Annotated in this window: 22 protein-coding genes, 1 tRNA gene and 1 pseudogene; 7 read left to right on the forward strand and 17 right to left on the reverse strand. The window is 59.6% G+C overall.

The genetic code is table 11. The features are described from left to right. Nucleotides 1–11 precede the first annotated feature (11 nt). The 11 genes from lon to rplS form a co-directional block, all read right to left on the reverse strand. The gene (lon, locus tag QZY67_RS00925) at nt 12–2,420 is read right to left on the reverse strand and encodes an endopeptidase La (protein WP_295368123.1); all 2,409 of its coding nucleotides are present in this window, start codon (nt 2,418–2,420) and stop codon (nt 12–14) included. Nucleotides 2,421–2,531: 111 nt separating this feature from the next. Continuing rightward, nucleotides 2,532–3,848: an ATP-dependent Clp protease ATP-binding subunit ClpX gene (gene clpX, locus QZY67_RS00930; RefSeq protein WP_294532191.1), complete on the reverse strand. Its 1,317-nt coding sequence runs from the start codon at nt 3,846–3,848 to the stop codon at nt 2,532–2,534. Nucleotides 3,849–3,995: 147 nt separating this feature from the next. Beyond that, complete coding sequence (gene clpP / locus QZY67_RS00935; protein ID WP_294532187.1) at nt 3,996–4,577, reverse strand: ATP-dependent Clp endopeptidase proteolytic subunit ClpP; 582 nt, start codon at nt 4,575–4,577, stop codon at nt 3,996–3,998. A 152-nt stretch (nt 4,578–4,729) separates the two neighbouring features. Then, nucleotides 4,730–6,130 carry a trigger factor gene (tig, locus tag QZY67_RS00940; protein WP_295368124.1) on the reverse strand — a complete coding sequence of 467 codons (1,401 nt, stop codon included), beginning with the start codon at nt 6,128–6,130 and terminating at the stop codon, nt 4,730–4,732. 116 nt (nt 6,131–6,246) lie between these two features. Then, nucleotides 6,247–6,936: a metallophosphoesterase gene (locus QZY67_RS00945; protein ID WP_295368125.1), complete on the reverse strand. Its 690-nt coding sequence runs from the start codon at nt 6,934–6,936 to the stop codon at nt 6,247–6,249. A 24-nt stretch (nt 6,937–6,960) separates the two neighbouring features. Then, nucleotides 6,961–8,448: a threonine synthase gene (gene thrC, locus QZY67_RS00950; protein WP_295368126.1), complete on the reverse strand. Its 1,488-nt coding sequence runs from the start codon at nt 8,446–8,448 to the stop codon at nt 6,961–6,963. Beyond that, nucleotides 8,436–9,389 carry a dipeptidase gene (locus QZY67_RS00955; RefSeq protein WP_295368127.1) on the reverse strand — a complete coding sequence of 318 codons (954 nt, stop codon included), beginning with the start codon at nt 9,387–9,389 and terminating at the stop codon, nt 8,436–8,438. Before QZY67_RS00955 ends, thrC begins: the two co-directional genes overlap by 13 nt. A 29-nt stretch (nt 9,390–9,418) precedes the next feature. Continuing rightward, entirely contained in the window at nt 9,419–9,778 is a 360-nt protein-coding gene (locus QZY67_RS00960) for a YraN family protein (protein ID WP_294532173.1), read from the reverse strand. Nucleotides 9,779–9,817: 39 nt separating this feature from the next. Next, nucleotides 9,818–10,450: a ribonuclease HII gene (locus tag QZY67_RS00965; RefSeq protein WP_295368128.1), complete on the reverse strand. Its 633-nt coding sequence runs from the start codon at nt 10,448–10,450 to the stop codon at nt 9,818–9,820. Next, nucleotides 10,447–11,334: a ribosome biogenesis GTPase YlqF gene (gene ylqF, locus QZY67_RS00970; protein WP_295368129.1), complete on the reverse strand. Its 888-nt coding sequence runs from the start codon at nt 11,332–11,334 to the stop codon at nt 10,447–10,449. Before ylqF ends, QZY67_RS00965 begins: the two co-directional genes overlap by 4 nt. Before the next feature lie 198 nt (nt 11,335–11,532). Then, nucleotides 11,533–11,874: a 50S ribosomal protein L19 gene (gene rplS / locus QZY67_RS00975; RefSeq protein ID WP_294532164.1), complete on the reverse strand. Its 342-nt coding sequence runs from the start codon at nt 11,872–11,874 to the stop codon at nt 11,533–11,535. A 251-nt stretch (nt 11,875–12,125) separates the two neighbouring features. Here rplS and QZY67_RS00980 point away from each other — a divergent pair, with 251 nt between their 5' ends. The 3 genes from QZY67_RS00980 to QZY67_RS00990 all read left to right on the forward strand — a co-directional run bounded on the left by QZY67_RS00980 (nt 12,126) and on the right by QZY67_RS00990 (nt 14,627). Continuing rightward, entirely contained in the window at nt 12,126–12,869 is a 744-nt protein-coding gene (locus QZY67_RS00980) for an N-acetylmuramoyl-L-alanine amidase (protein ID WP_295368130.1), read from the forward strand. Nucleotides 12,870–12,884: 15 nt separating this feature from the next. Then, complete coding sequence (locus QZY67_RS00985; RefSeq protein WP_295368131.1) at nt 12,885–14,165, forward strand: LysM peptidoglycan-binding domain-containing protein; 1,281 nt, start codon at nt 12,885–12,887, stop codon at nt 14,163–14,165. A gap of 385 nt (nt 14,166–14,550) precedes the next feature. Then, nucleotides 14,551–14,627: transfer RNA gene (locus QZY67_RS00990), tRNA-Arg, on the forward strand. A gap of 515 nt (nt 14,628–15,142) precedes the next feature. On the opposite strand, the gene QZY67_RS00995 is transcribed toward QZY67_RS00990, so the two are convergent. The 3 genes from QZY67_RS00995 to QZY67_RS01005 are packed head-to-tail and all read right to left on the reverse strand — an operon-like array spanning nt 15,143 to nt 19,567. Further along, nucleotides 15,143–15,583 carry a hypothetical protein gene (locus QZY67_RS00995; RefSeq protein ID WP_295368132.1) on the reverse strand — a complete coding sequence of 147 codons (441 nt, stop codon included), beginning with the start codon at nt 15,581–15,583 and terminating at the stop codon, nt 15,143–15,145. Between the two features lie 10 nt (nt 15,584–15,593). Further along, a complete protein-coding gene (locus tag QZY67_RS01000) occupies nt 15,594–17,384 on the reverse strand; it encodes an ABC-F family ATP-binding cassette domain-containing protein (RefSeq protein WP_295368133.1) in 1,791 nt (596 codons plus the stop codon). Nucleotides 17,385–17,413: 29 nt separating this feature from the next. Beyond that, nucleotides 17,414–19,567, reverse strand: coding sequence for a UvrD-helicase domain-containing protein (locus tag QZY67_RS01005; RefSeq protein ID WP_295368134.1), 2,154 nt, complete (start codon nt 19,565–19,567; stop codon nt 17,414–17,416). Nucleotides 19,568–20,057: 490 nt separating this feature from the next. Here QZY67_RS01005 and QZY67_RS01010 point away from each other — a divergent pair, with 490 nt between their 5' ends. Further along, complete coding sequence (locus QZY67_RS01010; RefSeq protein WP_295368135.1) at nt 20,058–20,483, forward strand: hypothetical protein; 426 nt, start codon at nt 20,058–20,060, stop codon at nt 20,481–20,483. 126 nt (nt 20,484–20,609) lie between these two features. On the opposite strand, the gene tsf is transcribed toward QZY67_RS01010, so the two are convergent. From tsf to QZY67_RS01025, 3 genes are all read right to left on the reverse strand, one after another. Beyond that, complete coding sequence (gene tsf / locus QZY67_RS01015; protein ID WP_295368136.1) at nt 20,610–21,527, reverse strand: translation elongation factor Ts; 918 nt, start codon at nt 21,525–21,527, stop codon at nt 20,610–20,612. A 90-nt stretch (nt 21,528–21,617) separates the two neighbouring features. Continuing rightward, nucleotides 21,618–22,343 carry a 30S ribosomal protein S2 gene (gene rpsB / locus QZY67_RS01020; protein WP_295368137.1) on the reverse strand — a complete coding sequence of 242 codons (726 nt, stop codon included), beginning with the start codon at nt 22,341–22,343 and terminating at the stop codon, nt 21,618–21,620. A gap of 202 nt (nt 22,344–22,545) precedes the next feature. Further along, nucleotides 22,546–22,830 carry a YlmC/YmxH family sporulation protein gene (locus QZY67_RS01025; RefSeq protein WP_295368138.1) on the reverse strand — a complete coding sequence of 95 codons (285 nt, stop codon included), beginning with the start codon at nt 22,828–22,830 and terminating at the stop codon, nt 22,546–22,548. An 87-nt stretch (nt 22,831–22,917) separates the two neighbouring features. On the opposite strand from QZY67_RS01025, the gene QZY67_RS01030 reads away from it, so the two are divergent. From QZY67_RS01030 to QZY67_RS11905, 3 genes and pseudogenes are all read left to right on the forward strand, one after another. Further along, a complete protein-coding gene (locus QZY67_RS01030; protein ID WP_295368139.1) occupies nt 22,918–23,808 on the forward strand; it encodes a hypothetical protein in 891 nt (296 codons plus the stop codon). Continuing rightward, nucleotides 23,804–24,412 (forward strand): annotated as a pseudogene (locus QZY67_RS11900) (recombinase zinc beta ribbon domain-containing protein); the annotation flags it as partial. The gene QZY67_RS01030 and the pseudogene QZY67_RS11900, both read left to right, overlap by 5 nt. Continuing rightward, on the forward strand, nt 24,410–24,733 hold the full coding sequence (locus QZY67_RS11905) for a hypothetical protein (RefSeq protein ID WP_366448918.1): 324 nt from the start codon (nt 24,410–24,412) through the stop codon (nt 24,731–24,733). The pseudogene QZY67_RS11900 and the gene QZY67_RS11905, both read left to right, overlap by 3 nt. Nucleotides 24,734–25,154: the final 421 nt, after the last annotated feature.

Here is a 25,154-nt window from a genome sequence, read left to right on the forward strand (position 1 = left end):
CCGCGCCTCCTTTACTGCCTGATGCGGACATCGCCGTCCGTGTGTCGGGGCTCCGTCAGCGGAGCCGCCGGAGCCGTTGTTTCCCCGCCCGCGCAGTCCTGACACAGCGCCTCAGCCAGAGCCTGGTCCGCCTCCTCGATGGGGACAAAGTGCAGCGCGGAACGGACAGTCTGGTCGATCTCCTCCAGGTCCTTCACATTGTCCGCCGGAATCAGCACCGTGCGGATGCCATTGCGCAGTGCGGCCATGGTCTTTTCCTTCAGGCCGCCGATGGCCAGGGCTCTGCCCCGTAACGTAATTTCGCCTGTCATCGCCACATCCTGCCGGACCGGCGTACCGGTCAGGGCGGAGACCATGGCCACAGTGATGGCAATGCCTGCGGAGGGTCCGTCCTTGGGCACCGCGCCCTCGGGGAAATGGACGTGGATATCCCGCGTCTTATAAAAATCCGGCTCAATACCCAGCCGGGCCGCCCGGCTGCGGATATAGGTGAGGGCCGCATGGGCCGACTCCTTCATCACATCGCCCAGGTTGCCGGTCAGTTCAATCTTGCCGCTGCCGGGCACCACATTGGCCTCCACCTCCAGCAGCTCACCCCCCACCTGGGTCCAGGCCAGGCCGTTGACCACGCCCACCAGGGCCTGCACGGGACGCTTCTCCGGCTGATAACGGCGCACACCCAGCATATCCTCCAAGCTGTCGCCTGTAACGCTTATAGACTTTACATCATCTGTCACAACACGCATTGCCGCCTTCCGGCACACAGCGGCCAACTGCCGCTCCAGCACACGGACGCCGGACTCCCGGGTGTACCCGGAGATAATCTCCCGGATGGCGTCATCCGTGATGCGCAGCTGGCTGCGCTTCAGGCCGTGGCGCTTGAGCTCCTTGGGCAGCAGGTGCCGCTTGGCAATCTGCAGCTTTTCCTCATCGGTATAGCTGGTCAGCTCGATGACCTCCATCCGATCCAGCAGGGGCCTTGGGATGGTGTCCGTGGTGTTGGCGGTGGTGATGAAGAGCACGTCGGACAGGTCAAAGGGCAGCTCCAGAAAGTTGTCCCGGAAGGTGCTGTTCTGCTCCCCGTCCAACACCTCCAGCAGCGCCGAGGAGGGATCACCGTGGATATCGGAGGCCAGCTTGTCTATCTCGTCCAACAGCAGTAAAGGATTATTACTTCCCGCCTGTTTGATGGCCGAGATGATGCGTCCGGGCATTGCGCCCACATATGTCTTGCGATGGCCGCGGATTTCCGCCTCATCGTGGACGCCGCCCAGGGAGATACGGGAGAGCTTCCGGTTGGTCGCTCTGGCCACGGACATGGCGATGGAGGTCTTGCCCACGCCCGGCGGGCCCACCAGGCAGAGCACCTGCCCCTTCAGCTCAGGGGCCAGCTGCTTGACGGCCAGGAACTCCAGGATCCGCTCCTTCACCTTTTCCAGCCCGAAATGGTCTCCGTCCAGCACTTTCCGTGCGGCGGCCACGTCCACCCGCTCTCTGGTCTTCTTGTTCCAGGGCAGCTCCAGACACACGTCCAGGTAATTGCGCAGCACGGTGGCCTCGGCGGAGCCAAAGGGCTGCTTCTCCAGCCGTCCCAATTCTTTGGTCAGCTTCTCCTCCACCTCGGCAGGCAGCTTGGCACGGGCGATCTTCTGCCGGTACTCCTCTATCTCGCTGTCGCTGTCAGCGTCCTCACCCAGCTCCTGGCGGATGACCTTCAGCTGCTCCCGCAGCACAAAGTCCCGCTGGCTCCGGCTCAGGCCCTCCCGCACCTTGTTCTGCATGGACTGCTCCAGCTCCAGGATCTCCACCTCCCGGCGGAGCATCTGCTGGAGCTTTTCCAGCCGGCGGACAGGGCGGAGCTCCTCCAGGATGATCTGCTTGTCCTCACCGCGCATGACAATGTTCTGGGCGATATAGTCGGCAATATAGCCGGGGTCATCGCTGGCCATCACGCTCAGGAGCACATCCGGCGTCATTCTGGGGGCCAGCTCCGTATAGGACTCAAACAGATCATAGGTCTGGCGGATCAGGGCCTCGGTTCTGGCGGAGTTCTTTACCGGCTCTCCCGCCTCAATCTCCCCCACCTGCGCCTGGAGGTAGGGCGCGGTCTGGGTCAGGGCCTCCAGGCGGCCCCGGGCCACGCCCTCCACCATAACGCGCACATTGTCCCCCGGCAGGCGCAGAATCTGCCGCACCGTGGACACAGTGCCGATGGTGTACAGATCCTCCAGCCGGGGATTCTCCACCATCAGATCCCGCTGGGCCACCAGAAAGATGGGCTGGCTGCTGGTCATTGCCTCATCCAGCGCCTTGATGGACGCCTCCCGGCCCACGTCAAAGTGCAGGAGCATGTTGGGGAAAATGGTCAGGCCCCGCAGGGCCAGGGCGGGCATGACGGCGGATATCTTCTCTTCAGACATGGAATTCACTTCCTTCTCAGGGAATGCAAAAGGGGCGGGAGCCATAATCCCCCGCCCCTCAGAATGTTACAGCTGTCTCCCCGTGAGGACGGGCCGGACGCTTTTTCAGCCTCAGGACACGTTGCCCTGGGCCGGCATACCGCCCCGCTCCGCCCGGAGGGCCGCGCCGCCAAGGCGGGGCCGCTCGGTCCGGCTGGGGTCGCGCTCGATGATGGGCTGCGCGTGATCCCGGATGGTGTCCGCCGTGATGGTCACACCGGTAATGGTGGGGTCGGAGGGCACATCGTACATAATCTGGGTTACGCTCTCCTCCAGCACCGCGCGCAGGCCGCGGGCGCCGATCTCCCGCTCAATGGCCTTGTCGGCCGCGGCCTCCAGAGCCTCCGGCTCAAAGTGCAGGGCCACATTGTCATACTCCAGCAGCTTTTCGTACTGCTTCACCAGAGCGTTCTTAGGCTCGGTGAGAATCTGCACCAGTTGCTCCTTGCTCAGGGCCCGCAGAGTGGTCACCACAGGCAGACGGCCCACCAGCTCGGGAATGATGCCGAACTTGATGAGGTCGTGGGGCTGGACATCCTTGAGCACGGCGGAGCGGTCCAGCTCCTTCTTGCTCTTGATCTCCGCGCCGAAGCCCATGGTCTTACGGTCCTGCCGCTGCTCGATGATCTTCTCCAGGCCGTCAAAGGCGCCGCCGCAGATAAAGAGGATGTTCTTGGTGTTGAGCTGAATAAACTCCTGGTGGGGGTGCTTGCGGCCGCCCTGGGGCGGGACATTGGCCACAGTTCCCTCCAGGATCTTCAGCAGCGCCTGCTGGACGCCCTCGCCGGACACATCCCGGGTGATGGAGGTGTTTTCGCTCTTGCGGGCGATCTTGTCCATCTCGTCGATATAGATGATGCCGCGCTCGGCCAGCTCAATGTCAAAGTCGGCGGCCTGGACCAGGCGCAGAAGGATGTTCTCCACGTCGTCGCCCACGTAGCCGGCCTCAGTCAGCGTGGTGGCGTCGGCAATGGCGAAGGGCACCTTCAAAATCCGGGCCAGGGTCTGGGCGAACAGGGTCTTGCCGCTGCCGGTGGGCCCCACCAGCAGGATATTGCTCTTCTGGAGCTCCACGTCCTCCCCGCCGCCGAAGTAGATCCGCTTGTAGTGGTTGTACACCGCCACCGAGAGGGCCACCTTGGCATCCTCCTGGCCGATGATATACTGGTCCAGCACCTCCCGAATCTCCCGGGGAGTGGGGATGACATCGGGGATATCCGGGCTGAACTGTTCCTCGGGATCATAGGTGTCGTCCAGAATGCTCATGCACAGATGGACACACTCGTTGCAGATATAGGCACCGGGCCCCGCGATAATACGGGATACCTGCTCCTGATGCTTGCCGCAGAAAGAGCAGCGAACCGATTTCTTTTCGTCGTTTTTTGCCATATCATTACCTCTTGACTCTCTGTTCAATTGCGGCGGCGCCGGGCGGAGCCTGCCCGGTCCTCAGTTTCGGCGTTCCTTCCGCCGCTGGCCGCCGAAGGAATGCTGGAACAGCGCGGGGGCACAGAATGCTCCCGCGCTGTCTTGGGGTTATCTCTGGTAGATGACCTTGTCAATCAGGCCATACTCGCAGGCTTCCTCCGCGGACATGAAATTGTCGCGCTCGCAGTCGGCCGTGACGACCTCCACCGGCTTGCCGGTGTTGTCAGCCAGGATCTTGTTCATCCGCTTCTTGATGACCTCCAGGCGCTTGAGGTGGATTGCCATGTCGGTAATCTGGCCCTGTGTGCCGGCAGAGGGCTGGTGGATCATAATCTCCGCATTGGGGAGGGCCAGCCGCTTGCCCTTGGCGCCGGCGGAGAGCAGAAACGCGCCCATGCTGGCCGCCATGCCGATACAGATGGTGGACACGTCGCACTTGACATACTGCATGGTGTCGTAGATGGCCATGCCGTCGGTCACGGAGCCGCCGGGGCTGTTGATATAGAACTGGATGTCCTTGTCCGGGTCCTGGGCCTCCAGATAGAGCATCTGGGCCACGACCAGGCTGGCGGTGGTGGCGTTGACTTCCTCGCCCAGGAAAATGATGCGGTCATTCAGCAGGCGGGAAAAGATGTCGTAGGAACGCTCACCGCGGTTGGTCTGCTCCACTACATAAGGTACTAAGCTCATGTTCACGATCTCCTTTGTCGGATGTAGGGACACGGGAAAAGGTCTGCTTCCCCGTCCAGCACGTCCGCTCCCATCTCACCCCGGGGCACACACATACCCCTGGCGAAGCGGCGGGCAGTCATACTGCTAAAGTATACCCGCCGTTTGGAATCTTATTCCTCTGTCTTGGGCTCCTCGCCCTCAGCCTTGGGCTCCTCAGCCTCGGCCTTCTTGGCGGCCTTCTTCCGGGGCGCGGCCTTCTTCTTGGGCTTCTCCTCGCCCTCGCCCTCGGCCTTCTTGGCCTCGCCCGCCTTGCCGTTGCTGTAGACAACCTCGGCGGCCTTCTTGGTCTTCAGCTCATTGACAAGATCGCTCTCAGCCACGGCGGCCTTCACCTGCTCGACCTTCATGCCGTACTGCTCGGCCAGGCGGCTGTACTCGGCCTCCTTCTCCTCGTCGGAGATCTCAATGCTCTCAGCGGCGGCGACGGCGTCCAGCGCCAGCTCCACCTGAATCTGATGGAGGGCGCCGTCCTTGGCCTGCTCACGCATGGACTCCTTGGTCATGCCCATCATCTGGAGGTAGTTCTCGAAGGGGATGCCCTGGGAGGTAATGCGGCGGGCATAGTCGTCCATCATCTGGTCAGCACGGTAGTCCACCATGGCGTCGGGGATCTCCACCTCCATGTTGGCCACAACCTGCTCCAGCAGGGCGTTCTCGAAGTCGTCCTGCGCCTGCTTCTCCCGGCGCTCGGTCAGCTTCTTGCTCAGGTCGGCCTTGAAGTCGGCCAGGGTCTCAAACTCGGACACGTCCTTGGCGAACTCGTCGTCCACGGTGGGGACCTTCTTCTCCTTGACCTCGTTGATCTTCACGTGGAAGACAACAGGCTTGCCGGCCAGGTCAGCGTGATAGTTCTCGGGGAAGGTGATGTCAATGTCCTTCTCCTCGCCGGCCTTCATGCCAACCAGCTGGTCCTCGAAGCCGGGGACAAAGGAACCGGAGCCCAGCTCCAGGCTGTGGCCCTCGGCCTTGCCGCCCTCGAAGGGCACGCCGTTGTCAAAGCCCTCGAAGTCCAGCACCACGGTGTCGCCCAGCTGAGCCTCACGGTCCACAGCCACCAGGCTGGTGGCGCGCTGGATATAGGGCTTGAGCTCGTTCTCGATGTCCTCGTCGGTGACGCTGACCTCGGCCTTGGGGGCGGTGAGGCCCTTATACTCGCCCAGCTTCACCTCGGGGCGCACGGTGACGACAGCCTTGAAGGAAAAGCCGTCCTTGCCGGCCTCCAGGACCTCCACGTCGGGCCAGGCCACAACGTCCAGGTTCTCCTGCTCCACAGCCTTGCTGTAGGCCTCGGGGTAGAGCTCATTGATGGCATCTTCGTAGAACACGCCGGAGCCATACATACCCTCGATGATCTTGCGGGGGGCATGGCCCTTGCGGAAGCCGGGGACAGCGATCTTGCCGCGCTGCTTCTTATAGACCTTGTCAATGGCGGCCTCGAACTCCTCGCGGCTCACTTCGATGACGAGCTCAACCTTGCTCTTCTCCTGCTTCTCTACGCTTTTGACATTCATCTTGTTACTTCCTCCTGTCAGCACCGGGACGAAAAAATTGTGCCATCCGGGCGCCTATTTGCGTTATCCGATTTATACTACCAGATCTTTTTCTAAATTACCAGTCTTTTTTCGAATTATTCACAGATTCTTTGCGGCTGGAAGTTGAGGTAATCCGCCGACACCAGGTGATACTCCACCGCGCCGCACCTTCCCTCAATGGCCAGCCGGTGGCTGCCGCCGTGGAGATGACCGTAATAGCACCGCTGCACGCCATACCGCTCCAGCAGGGCGATAATCTCCGGGCAGGTGTACCCCTGGTAGCGGGGCGGGTAGTGGAGAAAGCAGAGCTTCTCCCGCTCCCCAGCCGCCTTCAGGGACGCCTCCAGCCGGATGAGCTCCCGGTTGAACACCTTCTCATTGTGGCCGTTCTGGTCCTCCTCATAGAACCAGCCCCTTGTGCCGCAGAGGGCAATGTCGCCGTACTCCCCGCAGTTGTTGTGGAGAATATTCAGGGTGGTAAAGCCATTCTCCGCGAAAAAGTTATTCATCTTGGCGGCCGTGGTCCACCAGTAGTCGTGGTTTCCCTTCAAAATATACTTCTTTTTTCCGGGCAGGGCGTCCAGGAAGGCGAAGTCCTCCCGGGCCTGCTGGAGGCTCATGCCCCAGGAGATGTCCCCGCAGAGCACCACGGTATCCTCCGGCCCCACCCGCTCAAAGCCCCGTTTCAGCTTCTCCACATACCCTGTCCAATTGCCGCCGAACACGTCCATGGGCTTGTCCACTGCCAAGGACAGGTGGGTATCTCCGATTGCGTAAAGGGCCATGCCATACCTCCAGGCAAAATTTCTTCAGCGGAGCATGTCCAGGACTGCGTCCACCATGTGGTCCTTGGTGACAGTCTTGTCAAACCGCTTGGCCTTGCCGGCCAGTCCGGCCAGGGGCGCGGGGGCCTCCACGCCGGTCTTTTTGGCCAGCTGGGCGATGATGTCGGTGCCCTCGGCCAGCTCCGTCACGCCGAGAGCGCCCAGGACAGTGTCGCAGAACTTGAAGGGGCTGGCGGTGGACACCACGATAGCGGTGGTGTTGTCCCCGCTCTCCCTGCGGTACTGCTCCAGCACGTCGTAGGCCACGGCGGTGTGGGGGTCAATGAGGTAGTGGAACTTGTTCCACACCTTGGCGATGACCTTCTGAGTCTCGGCGTCGTCGCAGAAGCCGGCGGCAAAGAGCTTGTCCAGCTTCTTCTTGATCTCCCCGCTGACCCCATAACGTCCCTCGGCGGCCAGCTGAGCCATGTAGCCCCGGACCTCCTCGTCGTTGTTGTTGGTCAGCTCAAAGAGCATCCGCTCCAGATTGGAGGAGATGAGGATATCCATGGAGGGAGACATGGTGTTGTAGAACTGCCGGTTGCGGTCGTACACGCCGGTGTTCAGGAAGTCGGTCAGCACGTTGTTGCTGTTGGACGCGCAGATCAGCTTCTGGATGGGGACTCCCATCTGTTTGGCGTAATAGGCGGCCAGGATATTGCCGAAGTTGCCGGTGGGCACACAGACGTTCACCGGGTCGCCCAGGGCGATCCTTTCCTCCCGCACCAGGTCGCAGTAGGCGGAGGCGTAGTAGACAATCTGAGGCAGCACCCGGCCCCAGTTGATGGAGTTGGCGCTGGAGAGGAAATACCCCCGCTCCGCCAGCTCCGCGCGGAGCTTCCCGTCGGAGAAGAGACGCTTGACGCCGGTCTGGGCATCGTCGAAATTGCCCACCACGGAGCAGACGCCGACGTTTCCTCCCTCCTGGGTGCACATCTGCAGCTCCTGAATGGCGGAGACACCGTCCTTGGGGTAGAACACCAGAATCTTGGTGCCGTCCACGTCCCGGAAGCCCTCCAGGGCGCCCTTGCCGGTGTCGCCGGAGGTGGCCACCAGAATGCAAGCGGTCTTCTTCTCATCGTTCTTCTTCAGGGAGGCGGTCAGCAGGTGGGGCAGCATCTGCAGCGCCATGTCCTTGAAGGCACAGGTGGGGCCGTGCCACAGCTCCAGGCAGTAAGTATTCTCGTCCACCTTGCGGACAGGGGCCACCTCGCGGACGTCGAACTTGTCCTTGCTGTAAGCCTTGGCGGCAAAGGATGCCAGCTCAGAGGCAGTAAAGTCGTCCAGATAGGGCTTCATGATGTACACGGCCCGCTGCTGGTAAGACATATCAGTGAGGGTCTTCAGCCCGTTCTGGGACAGCTTGGGAAACACCTCGGGGGTCAGCAGACCGCCGTCCTCTGCAAGCCCCTGTGCGATGGCCTGAGAAGCGGCAAGCCGCATCTGCTTGTTTCTTGTGCTCACATAGTACATACTTCACTCACAACCCTCATCAGATTATTGAAGAACACATCGCGCACCAGCGCTTCTGAATAATTGCGCCGCAGGAGCCGTTCGTACAGCTCCGCCATATCCTGAATGCCGGACATCCCCCGGGGCATTCTGGATATTCCGTCCCAGTCTCCGCCAATGGACACATTCTTCTCTCCGCCCAGGGAGAGAAAATGCTCCAGGTGGGAAATCACCGTGTCGCAGTCCGGGTCAGCCCCCAGAAAGTCGGCAAACATGTTCAGCCCCGCCACACCATGATGTTCTATTATGGCAGTAAATTGCCCGTCGGTCAAGTTTCTTGGGGCAGAAAATACAGCACGGGCATTGGAATGACTGGCAATGAAAGGCCCTTTACACAACTCCGCCACGTCCCAAAAACCGGGATCGGACAGGTGGGACACGTCCACCAGCATGCCCAGACGGTTCATCCGGCGGACAAATTCCCTTCCCTGCCCGGACAGTCCCCGCTCCTTCTCCTCCGCGTTGGAGCCGGACAGAATATTGGCGTGGTTCCAGGTGATATTTACCGCCCGGACGCCCAGCCGATATGCCTCCTCCAGGCGCTCCACGTCGCAGTCCAGCAGCTCCGCTCCCTCCACGGAGAGAAAGGCAGCCCGCTTTCCGGCCCGAAAGGCGGCGTCCGCCTCCTCAGCCGTGCGGCAGTGAACCGCCAGGCCGCTGTTTGCCGCCATCTCCCGCCGAAAAATGGCGTATTCCTTTTGGAACAGCTGCCGCAGCGGCAGGCCGGGCTGTGTGGCGGCGTCGCCGAAGATGGCGAAAAACTGGGCGTACGGCCCAAAGACCGCCGTCCGCTCCAGGTCCAGGTGGCCCGCGTTTCTGCGGAAGCCGCCTCCCTGCTCAAGGCAGCGGGAAATGGTGTCGCAGTGGCCGTCAAACAGACATATCCGCTCCGTCGGAATCACCTCCTCTCCGCCCCGGGTGGCGGGACGGGCTAAAATGCGTTCTCAAGATAGATGATCCGGGGCTGGGCCGTGGCCGTCCCCTGGGGGGCATAGACCTCCGCCACATCAAACCGTGGCTGGCGCTCCGTGGGGTTCTGGGCCAGATAGAGCTCCGCTGTGGTGCGGATGCGCTCCCGCTTTCCCCGGTCCACAGAGGCCCGGCCGGGGGCAAATCGGTCGCTTTTGCGGAGCTTGACCTCCACAAAGAGGAGATACGGGCCGTCCTCCGCGATGAGGTCGATCTCCCCAAAGCGGGTCCGATAGCCCGAGGCCACCACGCGGCAGCCCCGCCGCCGCAGCTCCTCCGCCACCAGGGATTCCCCCCAGCGGCCCAGCAGGCTGGTGTTCATACGCCCTCTCTCCCTTTTTATATAAAGCCATTTTGCTGTTCAGTCATTGCTTTGAGCGAACTCCAGTTTTTTCAGAAAGCTCTTTCTGTGGATGGGACAGGGGCCATACTTCATCAGCAGCTCAAAGTGCCGCTTTGTACCGTAGCCCTTGTGCCGCTCAAACTCATACTCCGGATATATCCTCGCCATCTCCTCCATATAGCGGTCCCGGCTCACCTTGGCCAGGATAGAGGCGGCGGCAATGTTGGCGCTCCGGCCGTCCCCCTTGACCACAGTCTCGTGGGCAATGGTGATGCCGTTGTCCCGGTTTCCGTCAATCAGGGCGTAATCAGGGGCCGGTTTCAGGGCCTGAATGGCCAACTCCATGGCCTTCATGCGGGCGTTCAGGATGTTGATGGCGTCGATCTCCTTCTCGTCCACCGACGCCACCGCCCAGGCCACGGCCTTCTCCTGAATCTCCTCAAAAAGCCGGTCCCGCCGCTTGGGAGTCACCTTTTTGGAGTCGTTCAGCCCCTCCAGAACCAGGCCTTCGGGGAGGATCACCGCTCCGGCATAGACTGGGCCGGCCAGGGGGCCGGCCCCCGCCTCGTCAGCGCCGCAGATAAGCCGGTATCCCCGCGCCTTACAGGAGCGCTCTATCTCCCACAGGTCAACCTGCACCGTCTGCTTCATTCCATCTCCTCCGAAATTGCCTGGGGCTTCTCAAGTGTAAAGCGTCCAAGCTTGCCAGCCCGGAACTCGTCCAGAAGTACCTTACCCATCCGTTCCGTGTCCGGCTCACCGCCGGAGATGAGGAAGCCCCGCTTCCGGGCCGCCTGCTCCAGGAGGGCATAGCCGTAGGCAAGGCTCTCTTCTTCTCCCCGCTCCGGCACTACTATTTTGTAGCGCTCCGTCAGTGCGGCGGGGTAGGCGGCGGCCAGCTCCTCCAGCAGGTGACAGGCCAGGGTCTCGGTGTCCATAATCTCGTCCTTCACCGCGCCGGTAAAGGCCAGGTGGAGGCCGGTCTGGGGGTCCTCAAACTTGGGCCACAGGATGCCCGGCGTGTCCAGCAGGTCCAGGCCGGCGTCCACCGCCACCCACTGCTTGCCCCGGGTGACGCCCGGCTTGTCACTGGCCTTGGCCGACTTCCGGCGGGCCACCTTATTAATAAAGGTGGACTTTCCCACGTTGGGCACGCCCACAATCATGGCGCGGATGGGACGGCCCACCTGTCCCTTGGCCTGCCACTGCTGGATCTTGTCCTTCAGGACCTCCTTTACCACGGGGGAGAACTGGTTAATTCCCTTTCCCTCCTTGGCGTCGGTCTCCAGCACAGACCAGCCGCGGCTCCTGAACCAGTCCCCCCACAGGCGGTTGCCCGCAGGGTCGGCCTGGTCGGCCCGGTTGAGCACGATGAGGCGGGGCTTCTCCCCCACCAGGGCATCAATGTCCGGGTTGCGGCTGGAGACCGGAATCCGGGCGTCAATCACCTCGGCCACAATGTCCACATACTTCAGGTTCTCGGCGATCATCCGCTGGGTCTTTTTCATATGGCCGGGAAACCACTGAATCTCCATCTTTTTTCCTCCGTATTTCCGCCGACCGTCAAAGTCAGGCACTAAATGGCGGCCGCAAACTCTGTTCCATCGGTCCAAGGTTGTTCAGCATGCTCCATTATACACAACTCTGCCGGAAAATGAAACCCTGTCCGGCCTGTTTTGTGGTAATGCAAACGGGGAGCCGCCTTCCGGCGGCTCCCCTTCTGCGGTTTTGGATTAGAGCTTCTCCTTGATCTTGGCGCTCTTGCCCACGCGGTCGCGCAGGTAGTAGAGCTTGGCACGGCGGACCTTGCCGTGACGGACGACCTCGATCTTCTCAGTGGAGGGAGCATGGATGGGGAAAACCTTCTCCACGCCAACGCCGTAGGAGACGCGGCGAACCGTGACAGTCTCCTCAATGCCGCCGTGCTTCTTGGCAATCACGGTGCCCTCGAACACCTGGGTACGCTCGCGGTTGCCTTCCTTAACCTTGATGGAAACGCGGACGGTGTCGCCCACGTCGCACTTGGGGGGCTCAGCCTTGAGGTGCTTCTCGGTAAATGCCTTCATCAGATCCATTGTTATTTCCTCCTAGTTTATAGGCGTTCATGCCCGCTTTTACACGCCGGACACATTTTCCGGCAGCGGCAGAGGAACACCCTTTATTCAGACTGAGATATGATATCACATACTTTTCCAAAATGCAAGGAAAACTTCTGCTTCCGCCGTCTTTTCTCCCACAATTCTGTTTCATCGGCCGGCTTGAATTACGTTTGCGCTGGCACCTCCGCCTCCTGCTGCATAGGATGGGGCAAAAAGGAGGTATTCCCATGCCGAAAATCTATCTCTCGCCCTCTACCCAGGAAAATAACCTCTATGTCAACGGCGGCACGGAGGAGGAATGGATGAACCGCCTGGCCGATGCCATGGTCCCCTACCTCATCTCCAGCGGCATCCAGTTTACCCGCAACACGCCGGACATGACCGCTGCTTCCTCCATCGCCGCCTCCAATGCGGGGCAGTACGATCTCCACCTGGCCCTCCACTCCAACGCGGCCCCTGACGCTCAATACGGCCGAATCCGGGGCATCATCGTCTTCTACTACCCTACCTCCGCCAGGGGACGGCGGGCTGCCGTCATGATGGCCGACAATCTGAAGACCATCTATCCCCTCCCCAACAATGTCCGGGCGGAGGGCACCACCTCTATCGGTGAGGTGCGCCGGGTGCGGGCGCCGTCGGTCTTTCTGGAGCTGGGCTACCACGACAATCCGGACGATGCGGCCTGGATTAAGAGCAACATCGAGCCGGTTGCCCGCAATCTGGTGCTCTCCCTCACAGAGTATTTCGGCATTCCCTTCCTCACGCCTGTTCCGGCGCGGCAGGGCGTCGTAGATGTCAGCTGGGGCTATCTCAACATCCGCAGCCGCCCGGACACTTCCGCCCAAGTGATTGCCAAGGCCTACGACGGCGCCCGGCTCACGGTGATAAACCAATGGCAGGGGTGGTATCTGGTGCAGTTTGACGGCGTTGTGGGCTATGCCAGCAGCGACTTCATCACCCTGCTCTCCTAAGCGGAAGGGCGCGCCATGGTTATCCATGTAGTCGCCCCCGGCGACACGCTCTTCTCCATTGCCGAAGCCTACGGCGTCCCGTTCTCCCTCCTGGCCATTGACAACGGCCTCTCCGCCCCCTACCAGCTGGCGGTAGGGCAGGCGCTGGTGGTCCAGTTTCCCCGTCTGGCCCACACCGTCCGCCCCGGCGAGACCACCTCCGCCATTGCCGCCCAGTACGGCATCTCACTCCGGCAGCTGCTGCGCAACAATCCGGTGCTGGGCGGCAACACCCTCATCTATCCCGGACAGACGCTGGTTATCGCGTTCCAGGGGGAGAAGCTGGGGGCCCTCACAGTCAATGGCTATGCCTATCCTTTCATCGGGCAGCGCGAGATTCAGGCGCTCCTCCCCTATCTCACCTATCTCACCCCCTTTACTTATGGCATCACCTCCCAGGGCAAACTGATTCCTCCCGACGACAGCACCCTGATCTCCACAGCCCTTCAGAGCGGCACAGCTCCTCTCCTCCATCTCTCCACCCTTGCGGAGGAGGGCGGCTTTTCCAACGAACTGGCCAGTCTGGTGCTCAATGATATGGCTGTACAGGATGCGCTGATAGACAACCTGGAAGAGACTGTGCTGGAGCGGGGCTATCAGGGGCTGGATGTGGATTTTGAGTTTGTCTTCCCTCAGGGCGCCGGTGCCTATGCAGACTTTCTCGGACGGCTCTCCGCACACTTCAACCCCATGGGTTACCCTGTCATCGCGGCACTGGCGCCCAAGACCTCCGCCGATCAGAAGGGCCAGCTCTACGAGGGGCACAACTACCGGGCCATTGGTGAGGCTGTCAACCGGGCGTTTCTCATGACCTATGAGTGGGGCTATACCTATGGTCCGCCCATGGCGGTGGCCCCTCTGCCCAATGTACAGCAGGTGGTGGAGTACGCCCTGACAGAAATTCCGGCGGAAAAGCTGTGGCTGGGCATCCCAAACTACGGCTATGACTGGACGCTCCCCTTTGTCCAGGGCGAGAGCAGGGCCCGCTCCCTCTCCAGCCAGGAGGCGGTGGCACTGGCCATCCGGTACAGCGCTGAAATTCAATATTCGGTCCAGGCGCAGTCCCCCTTCTTCTATTATACCGATGAAGGCGCCGCCGCCCATGTGGTCTGGTTTGAGGATGCCCGCAGCATCCGTGCCAAGCTTGCCCTTGTACCCCGATACGGCTTGAGCGGCGTGGGCTACTGGAATCTAATGCGCGCCTTCCCCCAGAACTGGCGGGTGCTCAACGCGCTGTACGATATTCTGGACCCATAGTCGCCGCGAAACAGGAGAAAAGCTGTCGTTCACAATTTGTTCATTCCGTGTTCTCAAACTGTCCACCACTTTCTTTCAAAACATGGTATTCTTATAGATGTCAGGAACCCATACAACTGACCTCCTCTCTCTTTTTCAGGAACCTACACTGTCTCCCCGCAGAGCGGCAATCGCTCTCTGCGGGGCAGACAGACCAAAATTTCAGCGTCTTTTACAGACGTTTTTTATAGAGGAAATGCTTGAGACGCGGCTCTTGCCGCGCCTTGCTCTTTGTAAAAGAAATTTTTCGGGAAATTTGAAATTTCCTCTTGCATTTTATTTTTTCTTGTGATATTATAGTCGAGTCGTCAGCGAGTGGTTGATGAAATCGCCAGCAAAACGATATGCGGCTGTAGCTCAGCTGGATAGAGTGTTTGGCTACGAACCAAAAGGTCGGGGGTTCGAATCCCTTCAGCCGTACCACGTCGGAGCAAAGTTTGCTTTGCTCCGACGTCTTTTTTGCCCAGGGCAAAAAAGACGTCATCCGCCGCTCCCTTGCTCCTCCTTTTCAACCGCGGCCTGCTGTGTGGGCTCACAGTTGGTGAACCGCCCTGCGGGCGGCATTTTTCTCCATTAAAAAATATCGATTTTAACCATCCCTTCTTTTTGGGTTCTGGCCGCCTTATGCGGCCTCCACCCCGCGGTATTTCAATGCTCAGGGCAGCAAAGTCACCCTTGCACCAAGGTTTTCATCTGCGGTGAAAACGCTTGTACGGCGGTACTTACGCCGCGGCCCAGAAGGGCCTGTTGGGCGCTTCTCCTGCAACGGTCCTGTCAATCCCAAATATCGATTTTTATATTCTCTTCCAGTTCGCAGTAATCAAAAACGCTTACGGCGAACTTTTTTATAATCACGGACTTGCCTCATAATCAAACACTGGGGAGCATCTTTAACAGGATGCTCCCCAGTTCTATTGTCCAACAGACATGTCAGCGCCTCATTGGCCGGCAAAGCTGCAAATTTCGGCGCAGACTTGGTCCGGATCATACTGCCCGGCAACCACATGAATATGATGGGCCTCGTTATCAAAGCAGCCGTGCTTCTTTTCCAGCATGGCTGCCACGGGAGCGGGCAATATTCCGTGCATGCGGAGCGTAAATCTGTTCTTGATGGTATCCAGATCTGCTGTCACCAAAATCCGGATCGCCCGGTCCGGCAGCAGCGTCAAGTGCTTCTTCTCAGAGATGACATAAATAACAGATTCACCCTCCACTGCCTCCTGCAGCCTTTTGCAAAAGAGCGCTTGGGCTGCGGCTTCATTACCGGCAAGGCGCAGGTAGTCCCTGCCGGTATATACCTGGGCGTGGAGCGCCGATTTCAATTGCTCTGCCAAAAAAGATTTTCCGGTACAGCTCTCCCCCATGATTCCAATTACCATCCCGCGCACCTCACTTCTGATTCTGCTCTTCAATCTGTTCCGCCAGGTCGTTGAGGTAGACCCACCGGTCCATCTTCTCCTCCAGCTCCCCTTCCAGGCGGGCCTGCTCCTCCTGAAGCTGCTGGAGGGCAACATAGTCGCTGGCGCACTCCTCCTGCCGGCGCTTCACATCGGCCAGCTTCTCCTCCAGAGCGGCAATCTCTCCGTCGATGGACTCATACTCCCGCTGCTCTTTGTAGCTAAATTTCAGCTTCTTGGGGCCCTGAGGCCGCTCCTGCTTTTTCTCAGCCGTTGGAGTTTTGGGTGCTTTGGTCTTCTCCTCCGCCTGCCGGGCGGCCAGATACTCGGTGTACCCGCCCGGATAGGCCCGCACCACGCCGTCCGCCTCCACGGCGAACACACGGCGCACCACCTTATCCAGGAAAAACCGGTCGTGAGAGACGGTGATAACCGCCCCCGGAAAGGTCTCCAGATAGTCCTCCAGAATGGCCAACGTCTGGATATCCAGGTCGTTGGTGGGCTCGTCCAGCAGCAGCACGTTGGGCGCGGAGGCCAGCACCGCCATCAGGAACAGCCGCCGCTTCTCCCCGCCGGACAGCTTGGAGATGGGACTGTACTGGATATCCCCCGGGAACAGAAACTTGTCCAGCAGCTGGGTGGCGGTGAGGGTTCCCTCAGGGGTCTCGATATAGTTGCCAATCTCCTTGACGTAGTCGATGACCCGGGTCTCCGGAGGCATGACAGGGTTCTCCTGGCTGAAGTAGCCGATGCGCACCGTCTCTCCCTGCTCTATCTCTCCCCTGTCCGGGGTCAGCCGGCCGGCAATCAGGTTGAGCAGGGTGGACTTGCCGCTGCCGTTGGTACCCACAATACCAATCCGGTCGTCCCGCAGGAGCATGCAGTCAAAGTCCCGCAGCACCGTCCGGCCCTCAAAGGACTTGGTCACGCCCTGCAGCTCGATGGTCTTTTTCCCCAGTCGGCTGGAGATGGCCGACAGGGTCAGCTCGGCCCGCTGTTCCGGACCCTTCTGTTCCTTCAGGGCCTCATACCGCTCCAGCCGCTCCCGGCTCTTGGTACCCCGGGCGGTGGGACCCTGCATCACCCACTGGTATTCCCGCCGGAGGATGGACTGCCGTTTGCGCTCGCTGGCCTGGGCCATCTCCTCCCGCTCCGCCCGGAGACGGAGATAGTCCTCGTAGTTGCCCTCATAGAAATAAAGCTTCCCCCGCTCCACCTCCGCCATGCGGGTGACCACCCGCTCCAGGAAGTACCGGTCGTGTGTCACCATGGCCAGAGCCCCCCTGTACTGCCGGAGATAGTCCTCCAGCCAGCGGACCATCTCGCTGTCCAGGTGGTTGGTGGGCTCGTCCAGGATGAGGATGTCGCTCTCGTGGACCAGGGCGGAGGCCATGGCCACCCGCTTCCGCTGGCCGCCGGACAGCGTACCCACCCGCTGGTCAAAGTCCGTGATACCCAGCCGGGTGAGGATGGTCTTGGCCTCATACTCCGCCAGCTCCCGGGCCTCGGGAGAGAGCCCGGCGAACACCTGCTCCAGCACGGTGCGCCCCCCCTCAAAGGCCGGGTTCTGGGGCAGGTACTCCACCCGGACGTTGGGGTCCAGAGAGACAGTCCCCTCGTCCGGCTCCTCAGCCCCCGCCAGAATCTTCAGCAGGGTGGATTTCCCCGTGCCGTTGACGCCAATGACGCCTACCTTGTCCCCCTGGTTCAGATAGAGGGATACCCCGTCCAGCAGCACCTTGGTGCCGTATGCCTTTTTGATGTGCTCTGCCGACAAGAGCATATGTCATTCCCCTTTCTGGGTCTTTTGTATTACAGTTTTTCCAATCTGGCCCGGAAGGAGATCCGCCTGGGCGTGGCCATCTCGTCAAACTGGACCACGTGGGCGCCCCGCTCCCTGTCCACCTCCAGAATCGTGCCAAGGCCGAACATCTGGTGCCGTACCCGCTGGCCAACAGAAAAGGTAATAGCGCCGTCATCCTCCGGCAGATACCGCTCACTGCTGGCAATGGCGTATCTTGTCTCCCGGATGAGCCCCTCCTCCGGCGGTCTGGTATAGGTGAGCAGCTCCTGGTCGATATCCAGCAGGAACCGGGACGGATAGCGGGGCGATCCGTCAAAATTGCGCCCGTCTGCCTCGGAGAGATAAAGCCCCTTCTCCGCACGGGTCAGGGCTACGAAGGCCAGCCGCCGCTCCTCCTCCATGCCCTGTAGGGTGCGCACCTTCCGGGAGGGGAAAATCCCCTCGTTCATGCCGCACAGGAATACATAGGGAAACTCCAGGCCCTTGGCGGCGTGGACGGTCATCAGCTTCACCTTGTCCCCCTGATCCCCGGCGTCGCTGTTGCTGAACAGGGCGATATGGGCCAGATAGTGCTCCAGGGTGGTCTCCTCGCCGCAGGTGGTCTCGTACTCGTACACCGACTGCTTCAGCTCCGCCAGGTTGTCCAGCCGCTCCTGGCTGCCCTCGGTGCGGAGCATCTTCTCATAGCCGCTCTCATTGAGGACGGCGGAGAGCACCTCCGAGATGGGGCGGCCCTCATATCCGGCGGCGAAGGCCTCTATCAGGGAGACAAAGGCCTGGGCCTTTGTGCCCTTGAACACCGGGTCCTCCAGGTTGTCCAGCAGGCTCTGGTAGAGGGTTTTGCCGTGCTCCGCCGCGTACGCCTCCAGAAAGGCCATCCGCCGCTTGCCCAGGTTCCGCTTGGGCACGTTGGCAATCCGCCGGAAGGACAGGTCATCCTTGTAGACCATCATCCGCAGATAGGACAGGGCGTCCTTGATCTCCATGCGGCCGAAAAACTGCACGCCGCTGTAAATCGTATAGGGGATTTTGGCCTGGAGCAGCGCCTCCTCCACCGCGCGTGACACATAGTGGGCCCGGTAGAGCACCGTCATGTCCCGGTATGGAACCCCCTGGCTGTGGAGCTGCTCCATCTCCCCCGCTATCCACTGCGCCTCCGCCGTCTGGGTCTCTCCCAGGTGGCACAGCACCGGAGCGCCGGACGGAAGGGTGGGGAGCAGCGCCTTTGGAATGCGGTACTTGTTCTTGTCAATCAGCGCGTTGGCCGCCGCCAGAATCTCCGGCGTGGAGCGGTAGTTCTCCATCATCATGATGGTTTTCACGGCGGGGAACTGTTTGTCAAACTCCAGCAGGTACTTCACATCCGCGCCCCGCCAGGTGTAGATGGTCTGGTCCGGGTCTCCCACAATGAACAGGTTTCCGTGGTAGCCGCAGAGCACCTCCATCAGCTGGTACTGGAGCTGGTCGATGTCCTGGAACTCGTCAATCATGATATACTCCAGCCGCTGCTGCCACTTGAGCTTGATGTCCCCGTGCTGCTGGAAGATATAGAGGGAGAATTTGATAAGGTCGTTGTAGTCCAGGCCGAAGCACTTCTTCTCCTGGTAGAGATAGCCGTAGAAGATGACGTCCCCCGCCTGCACCGCGCTGAGATACTTCTCCTTCAGGGTGTCCAGAGACAGATTGATCAGGTCCCGATAGTATTCCGGCTCCTTGACGAGCTTGCGCATCTCAATCATGTCCCGGGCGGTGGAGAAGGTCATGTCCCGCAGGGTCAGCCCCCGCTCCTCGTAGATAATCTGGAGCATGGCGTCAATGTCGGAATTGTCCAGCACAAGGAAGCTCTTTGGGTATTGGACCGCATGGCTGTCCTCCTGGAGGACGGAGACGCAGAAGCCGTGGAAGGTATTGATATACCCGGTGTCGTTGTCCCCCGTGAGCTGGTGGATACGCTGGCGCATTTCATTGGCGGACTTGTTGGTAAAGGTGACGCAGAGAATGTTGCCCGGCAGGATGCCCAGCTCGTTGACCAGGTAGGCAAACCGGCGAGACAGCGCCCTGGTCTTGCCTGAGCCCGCGCCGGCGATGACGCGGACAAAGCCCTCCGTAGCGGTGACCGCCTCCCGCTGGGCGCTGTTCAGGCCCTCCAGAATGTCTGTCATCCAGCTCCCCCCTATCAGAACAGTTGTTTTTTATTATAATGTCTGCTGAATAAACCGCAAATCGGTTTATTCGCGCGGCAGCAGCCGCGCAATTCCATCAAAGCGGCCCAAAGGAGCCGCTTTGATGGAATTCAGCCATTGCTGTAATGTGTATTTCCGCTGGTGCATCTCAATGCACCAGCGGAAGGTGCAGGGGGAGACCATTTCGTGCAAACCCCTTGCACCTGAACAAAGCCAAACAGTCTTGAAAGCTATGGCTTTCAAGACCTTGGGCTTTGTTCAATACACATTATTATAGCAGGAATCCCCCATCCGCTCAATATCAGCTCAGGCACTTTCCCTGCTTGAACCATCACCCGCAGACATCTGAGCCGCGGACTGATGGCCTCCCATTGCGGAGCTGTTTTCCTTTCAAACGCGCTGTTTTGGAAGCAATTTCAGGCAAGATGTGTTATACTTGGGTTATCCCCTCAAAAGGTGGCGATACTGCATGGAAAAACAGGAAAAAGCGGCCATCGCCTCTTCCAATGCCCGGAAGTTCAAAATTGGCCGCCGTGAGTATACCGCTGTGGACAAACGCACCTATCAACTGGACAAAAGGGTCCCGTCCGGGAAAGCCTGCATAAAAACCTGCGCAATCCGTGTTGTGCGTGACCGCCCCAGTCTCATGGACATATACCGCATCGAGCACTGGCTCCTGGGAAAGGGCTTTTATCAGAAGAGCTCCGTGCCGAAGGCGGACAGAGAGCGGATTCTGGCGGAATACAATCTGCAATACGATGAAGGCCTCCGGCGGTACTGCAATTCCGAAGAAGCTCTGTGGGAGCTGTTTCTGAAGAAGTTTCCTGCCAAAATCGCGGACGAGCATATTACCAGCTACGGCGAACTCCTGTACCGTGCAAAGCACCGGAGATAACGGTTCCCTTCGGCGCCGCCGTGAGCACCTCATTTTTAATATCCCGCGGTCGCCGTGCGTCCGCGGAAAAGGGCGGGCCCGGAATATTCCAGGCCCGCCCTTCTTATCTGTCGATTTTTCAGGCAATTACTTGCCCAGCTGCTTGGCGATCTCCTCGGCGAAGTTCTCCTGCTTCTTCTCGATACCCTCGCCCTTCTCAAAGCGGATGGCATCCTTGAAGGTGATGGTGCCGCCCAGGGCCTTGGCGCTCTGAGCCATATACTGCTCCACAGTCACGGAGCCATCCTTCACGAACGCCTGCTGGAGCAGGCAGTTCTCCTCATAGAACTTGTTCAGCTTGCCCATGACGATCTTCTCGCGGACCTGCTCGGGCTTGGAGGCCATCTTGGGATCATTGGCCATCTGGACCATCATGATCTTCTTCTCCTCGTCCAGAGTGGCCTGATCCACCTGGCTCTTGTCCCAGAAGCGGGGATTCAGAGCGGCGATCTGCATGGCCACGTCCTTGCCGACGGTCTCCACCTGCTCAGCGGTCAGGTTGGTCTCCAGGTTGACCAACACGCCGATCTTGCCGCCGGCGTGGATGTAGGGCACGGAAACGCCCTCGGTGTAGAAGTGGAAGCGGCGAACCTTGATGTTCTCGCCGATAACCAGCACCATCTCCTGCTGCTGCTCGGTGACGGTCATCTCGGTGCCGTTGTACTTGCAGGCCATCAGGGCCTCCAGGTCGGCGGGCTTGTTGGCGGCCACAGTGGCGGCCACGCCCTTGACGAAGTCCACGAACTTCTCGTTCTTGGCCACGAAGTCGGTCTCGGCGTTGACCTCGACCACCACGCCCATGCCGTCGATAACAGCGGCATAAGCCATACCCTCGGCGGCGATGCGGCCGGCCTTCTTCTGGGAAGCGGCCAGGCCCTTCTCACGCAGGAACTCCACAGCCTTGTCCATATCGCCGTCGGAAGCGGTGAGGGCCTTCTTGCAGTCCATCATGCCAACGCCGGTCATCTCGCGCAGAGCCTGCACGTCTTTCGCGGTAAAAGCCATAATAAGTTACCTCCACATTTGTAAAATCAATATGAAGAGCGCCCGCCCGCCTGGGCGGGCGCTCCAAAGTCCGCATCATTCGGAACCGGCTTACTCAGCCGCGGCCTCCTCGGTCTTCTCCTCGGGGGCGTCCTGGCCCTGCTTGCCCTCCATGATGGCGTTGGCCATGACAGAAGAGATCAGCTTGATGGCGCGGATAGCGTCGTCGTTGCCGGGGATGACATAGTCAATCTCGTCGGGATCGCAGTTGGTATCCACGATGGCCACGATGGGAATGTTCAGCTTGCGGGCCTCGTTGATGGCGTTGCGCTCCTTGCGGGGGTCAACCACGAACAGAGCACCGGGGAGCTTCTTCATCTCCACGACGCCGCCCAGGTACTTCTCCAGCTTGGCGATCTCGCCCAGGTGCTTCATGACTTCCTTCTTGGGGAGCATGTCGAAGGTGCCGTCCTCCTGCATCTTCTTCAGCTGGTTGAGACGGTCCACACGGCCACGCATGGTCTTGAAGTTGGTGAGCATGCCGCCCAGCCAACGGGCGTTCACATAGTAACCGCCGCAACGGCCGGCCTCTTCCTTGATGGCCTCCTGAGCCTGCTTCTTGGTGCCCACGAAGAGCAGAGTCTGACCGTTCTGAGCCAGCTCACGGACGAAGTTGTAGGCCTCCTCCAGCTTCTTCACGGTCTTCTGCAGGTCGATGATGTAGATGCCGTTACGCTCGGTGTAGATGTAAGCGGCCATCTTGGGGTTCCAGCGGCGGGTCTGGTGACCAAAGTGGACACCGGCCTCCAGGAGCTGCTTCATAGATACGACTGCCATAGTGATGTTTCCTCCTTTATAGTTATTACCTCCACCAGTTCATCCGGAGCCCGCCAGCCCATGGGGCACAAGGCGCTCCGTCACAACGGTGTGCGTAATACTGTGCTTTTACACAGCTAGAGTATTTTATCATAGGGTTTTGCGGATTGCAAGTATGATTTCCATTTTTATTTTATAAAATGCAGATTTTACAGGATTTTTTCTATCCCTCCCGCCTGCTGCGACGGCGTTCCTCACGCCCGGCACGCAGTGCGCCCGACTCCACCAGGATAATGTCCTCCCCGAACCGGCGCACCGACTCCCAGGGAAAGATCCGGTCCTCCTCCCTGCCCAGCAGGCCGAACAGCCGCAGCCGCCCCGGCACCACCAGGGCGCAGATCTGCCCGGTGTCCAGGTCCACCTCCACATCCCCCACGTACCCAAACCGGCTTCCGTCGGTCACATTGATGATCTCCTTGCACCGCAGATCGGCGATTCTGCTCTTCATGGCCGTTCCCCCATTTTCAAATCGCGAAATTTGATATATAATCCTATGAGGTGCGACCCCTGTCCTATGAAAGACTGGTGAGTGTATATGCAGACAAAATCAACCGGGAAAAAGCGCCGCCGCTGGCTGTGGGCGGCGGTTCCCGCGGCCGTCGTGGTCCTGTTCTTCGGCCTCAACGCCCTGCTCCAGACCTTCTGGGCCCACCGGGACCCGTACTTTTCCCCGGATTACGGGCAGATAGACCTCTCCCCTATTCTGGCCCAGGATTCCCTGGACGGGGAGGACTATGAGACAATCTTTTTCCAGACCGGCCTGGCCCGCCCGGCGGTGGACGCCCTGCTCTCCCAGGGCAGCCAGGGTGCGGCGCAGATCCTGGAGACCCAGGCGGGCTTTTTTTCAGAACAGACGCCGGTATGTCTGGACCTGCCTCCCATCACCAAGGAGGACCGTCTGCGGGACGCCGACGGGAACGTCGTCTACTCGGTGCCGCTGGCCCCGCTGGAGTCCGGGGACATCATTCTCTCCTTCTCCACCCATACATACGGCTGGCGGCATGGCCACGCCTCCCTGGTGGTGGACCCCCAGTTGGGCGTCACTCTGGAGGCGGTGGTTCTGGGCAGCGACAGCGCCCAGGTCAACGCCCAGCACTGGCGCACCTACTCCAACTTTATGGTCCTCCGGGTGAAGGACGCAGACGATGAGACCAGGCAGCAGGTGGTTCAGTTCGCCCTGGAGCATCTGGACGGGATTCCATACAGCCTGCTCTCCGGCATCTTCGGCCCCAAGGCGCCTGACCCGGACAGCCCCCTCAAGGCCCAGTGCGCCTATCTCCCCTGGTATGCCTGGCAGGCCTACGGCGTGGATCTGGACTCTGACGGCGGAAAAATTGTCACCGTGCTGGACCTGGCCGAGAGCCCCCTTCTGGAGGTCGTCCAGATTTACGGCATCGACCCCGCCTCTCTTCCTTATAATATTTGACATCGTGCAGCGCAAGCTGAAATCCCGGCGGCGCCCCCGCCAGACCGGGGAAATCAGCCTGTTTGCGGGGCTTATTAAATGCGGCGAGTGCGGGAAGTCGCTGACTATCCGCTACACCCATGAGAAGCACCCGAAGCAGATTTATTCCTGTAAGACCTACAACGCCTATGAGAAGCAGCACTGTTCCCAGCACCGGGTTGAGTATGACACCCTGTACCGGCTTGTGCTGAACAAAATCCGGGAGTGCGCCAGAATCGCCCTGATGGACGGGGAAGCCGTTGCGATGAGGAACGGATTGACATTCTGGAAAAGATGGTTCTGCTGCTGTATGAGGACATGGTTGCCGGACGTATCAGCGAAGCGAACCTCAATCTGCTGATAGAAAAGACGCAGAAGGAACAGGCCGAGTTGAAAGCAAGGGTTGAGGAAGGCCGGAAAAAGCTGGCCGATGAAATCCAGCTTGCGTATGATGCCCGCCAGTGGGTAGAAGCCATTCAGGAACACGCCGACATTACGGAACTGGACTCCGCCACCCTCAACCGCCTGATTAGAAATCGTTGTCCATGAGCGCATAGACAGCGATAAGACAAGACACATTTCTATGCTCAAGACCTTTGCCGGAAAATACCGGACACAAATCAGCAGAATTATTCGCAAGTCCCGCCAAGAGAAACATTTTTTGGTGGAGTATCCGAAGAAAAACGGCCAGGTTGGAAAGGTTCTGTTCTATAACAACGAGTTTCGCCGTGGTACCAAAGTGGAAAGCGGCAATCTCGATGTGATTGCAAGAGTGTTTGAGAACTACGGACGTAATATCATCTCATGGGCGAAAATGTACGATACAGCCAGTATGGAGGCAAAAAATGATCGTCACCTGCTTGAGCAAGCGGGCGACGGTCTACCAGGACTACAAACCGCACATTGACTTCAATATCGACTTTGAGCAGTTCACAGGTGGGCTGGACATCGTGATGATTGCCGCATAAAGCAAAAACCTCATTCCCGAAGAAATGAGGTTTTCGTTTCACTCTCTTAAGAGATGGTGGAGATAAGCGGGATCGAACCGCTGACCGATAGAAGAGAGTGATCATTAAGTTTTTTGTTTCCGACACGAGGGGTGTGTAACCACTTCAACCAAGTTCCCAGCTGAACTATGCCCTCATATTTTATCCTCTCGCGACGACTTTTTTAGTATAGCAGACTATCCTACTGCTGTCAAGTAGAAATTCAAAAAATTTTCTCTGTCCCTGTAGGACTACAATAGATATTGGACAGAGAAAGAAAAAGGATGAAGGATACGGCCTCATCGGTTATAGTTGAGTTACCACACACCAACTGTACGAGAG

This window comes from uncultured Pseudoflavonifractor sp. (genome assembly GCA_904419835.1).
Lineage (GTDB): Bacteria > Bacillota > Clostridia > Oscillospirales > Oscillospiraceae > Pseudoflavonifractor.

Bases quoted from the DNA above. Each gene is read 5' to 3' on its own strand.
- QZY67_RS01000 (WP_295368133.1), bottom strand. From the start codon at position 17,384: ATGCTCTTGTCGGCAGAGCACATCAAAAAGGCATACGGCACCAAGGTG.
- QZY67_RS01030 (WP_295368139.1), top strand. From the start codon at position 22,918: ATGCAGACAAAATCAACCGGGAAAAAGCGCCGCCGCTGGCTGTGGGCG.
- QZY67_RS00985 (WP_295368131.1), top strand. From the start codon at position 12,885: ATGGTTATCCATGTAGTCGCCCCCGGCGACACGCTCTTCTCCATTGCC.
- QZY67_RS01010 (WP_295368135.1), top strand. From the start codon at position 20,058: ATGGAAAAACAGGAAAAAGCGGCCATCGCCTCTTCCAATGCCCGGAAG.
- clpX (WP_294532191.1), bottom strand. From the start codon at position 3,848: ATGGCAAAAAACGACGAAAAGAAATCGGTTCGCTGCTCTTTCTGCGGC.
- rplS (WP_294532164.1), bottom strand. From the start codon at position 11,874: ATGGATCTGATGAAGGCATTTACCGAGAAGCACCTCAAGGCTGAGCCC.
- QZY67_RS00965 (WP_295368128.1), bottom strand. From the start codon at position 10,450: ATGAAGCAGACGGTGCAGGTTGACCTGTGGGAGATAGAGCGCTCCTGT.
- QZY67_RS00995 (WP_295368132.1), bottom strand. From the start codon at position 15,583: ATGGTAATTGGAATCATGGGGGAGAGCTGTACCGGAAAATCTTTTTTG.
- ylqF (WP_295368129.1), bottom strand. From the start codon at position 11,334: ATGGAGATTCAGTGGTTTCCCGGCCATATGAAAAAGACCCAGCGGATG.
- lon (WP_295368123.1), bottom strand. From the start codon at position 2,420: ATGTCTGAAGAGAAGATATCCGCCGTCATGCCCGCCCTGGCCCTGCGG.
- tsf (WP_295368136.1), bottom strand. From the start codon at position 21,527: ATGGCTTTTACCGCGAAAGACGTGCAGGCTCTGCGCGAGATGACCGGC.
- QZY67_RS01025 (WP_295368138.1), bottom strand. From the start codon at position 22,830: ATGAAGAGCAGAATCGCCGATCTGCGGTGCAAGGAGATCATCAATGTG.
- QZY67_RS01005 (WP_295368134.1), bottom strand. From the start codon at position 19,567: ATGACAGACATTCTGGAGGGCCTGAACAGCGCCCAGCGGGAGGCGGTC.
- QZY67_RS00945 (WP_295368125.1), bottom strand. From the start codon at position 6,936: ATGGCCCTTTACGCAATCGGAGATACCCACCTGTCCTTGGCAGTGGAC.
- thrC (WP_295368126.1), bottom strand. From the start codon at position 8,448: ATGTACTATGTGAGCACAAGAAACAAGCAGATGCGGCTTGCCGCTTCT.
- QZY67_RS11905 (WP_366448918.1), top strand. From the start codon at position 24,410: ATGCTCAAGACCTTTGCCGGAAAATACCGGACACAAATCAGCAGAATT.
- QZY67_RS00960 (WP_294532173.1), bottom strand. From the start codon at position 9,778: ATGAACACCAGCCTGCTGGGCCGCTGGGGGGAATCCCTGGTGGCGGAG.
- QZY67_RS00980 (WP_295368130.1), top strand. From the start codon at position 12,126: ATGCCGAAAATCTATCTCTCGCCCTCTACCCAGGAAAATAACCTCTAT.
- clpP (WP_294532187.1), bottom strand. From the start codon at position 4,577: ATGAGCTTAGTACCTTATGTAGTGGAGCAGACCAACCGCGGTGAGCGT.
- rpsB (WP_295368137.1), bottom strand. From the start codon at position 22,343: ATGGCAGTCGTATCTATGAAGCAGCTCCTGGAGGCCGGTGTCCACTTT.
- tig (WP_295368124.1), bottom strand. From the start codon at position 6,130: ATGAATGTCAAAAGCGTAGAGAAGCAGGAGAAGAGCAAGGTTGAGCTC.